This window comes from Runella sp. R5_40, from assembly GCF_057652295.1.
Window position 1 is genome coordinate 1 of record NZ_JBYFCH010000063.1, and the last position, 1284, is coordinate 1284.

Genomic DNA, 1284 nt, shown 5'->3' on the forward strand with positions numbered 1-1284 from the left:
TGGATTAAGCATATAACTGCGTTAGCCGATAAAGGAAAAATTCCACATTCCTTACCCCTCGGAACTGACTTCTAAAGGCTTTGATTTTGGAGTTAAAAGACTCGGCCGAAGCATTGGTACTTCTATTATCAAAATAGTTTAAAATCGTTTCGTAATGATTTTGGATGGAACGCGCCACGGTGTTGAAGGCTTTAAATCCTGATTGTCGCACTTTTTCATGCCATTTGGCCAGTCGGGCTAATCCGTAGAGTTTATCGGTCGTATTCTCAAAAATATGACTCAAATCCATGGTTAACTCATAGGCTTTTTTCAAGTCAGCATAGCGCTCAAAAAGCAACTCTGCCCTTTGCTTCTGACTTTCTGTCCAATCTTTGGCCTTTTTATAGAGCACATAGCGGCTGCGTGCAAGCAGTTGCTTAATTGTGTCGCCATTGGCAAGCACTTCCGGCTCATACTCAATTTGGGTGACTTTGGCTTGCTCTAAAGCCTCATTTTCGACTTCTATAGCCTGCCATCGATGTTGAATACGAAGTTCCTGCAAAGCATCCATAGCCAACCTCTGCACATGAAAGCGGTCGATGACTCTGACCGCTTTTGCAAAGCATCGCTTTACAATTTGTCCCATACTCCCTGCCATATCCAAGGTGACTTCTTTTACTTTTTTACGTTTACTTTCAGGGATTTTTCGCAGAACTTTGATGACTTCTTCGGCTTTAGTACCTGCCACAATGGCTACTATACTTCCTTTTCCACCTTTAGCCGCTTTATTGGTCAAAATCGTATAAAGCTCTCCATTGGAAAGACTTGTCTCATCAATTGATAAATGACTACCCAAATTTTGAGGGTATAAAAGCCATTTTGTAGCATGGCTTCTTTGATTCCACCTTGTAAAATCGCTCAAATGCTCCCGATAATGACGCAGAAGTTGTTTGCCGTTAACCCCATACATTCGGCCCACACTCCATACACTATGGGCATGATTATCAACTGATTCCTTTTAAAAAAGCAGCAAAATCTGCTGTCATTCGTGTCCCTGAAGATACCGCTTGCCAATCGCGTTGCTCAACTTTACCCGTTTTAGTGTTCAGCCAACGACGGCGCTTGATATGTAAGAAGACTTTTTTATCGCGAATCGGAAAGTCTCGAATCGTAATTTCGGGTAGAAAACCTTTCGATAGTAATTCCTTTTTATGCTCAGAGGAGGCCGCGTAATTTTTCTCTTCCAAATAAACATGGAGCACATCAGCCATTTTCTCCACACGCATCAACTCAAAATAGGTTAGA

Annotated in this window: 2 protein-coding genes; both read right to left on the reverse strand. The window is 42.0% G+C overall.

Translation table 11 applies throughout. From position 1 onward, the window contains the following. Positions 1 to 4: 4 nt before the first annotated feature. Entirely contained in the window at positions 5 to 949 is a 945-nt protein-coding gene (locus tag AC23N5_RS31380; protein WP_487758557.1) for an ISAon1 family transposase, read from the reverse strand. Positions 950 to 983: 34 nt separating this feature from the next. Continuing rightward, positions 984 to 1284 (reverse strand): ISAon1 family transposase N-terminal region protein (locus tag AC23N5_RS31385; RefSeq protein ID WP_487758558.1); only part of this gene is annotated, 301 nt, incomplete at its 5' end.

Bases quoted from the DNA above. Each gene is read 5' to 3' on its own strand.
- AC23N5_RS31380 (WP_487758557.1), bottom strand. From the start codon at position 949: ATGTATGGGGTTAACGGCAAACAACTTCTGCGTCATTATCGGGAGCAT.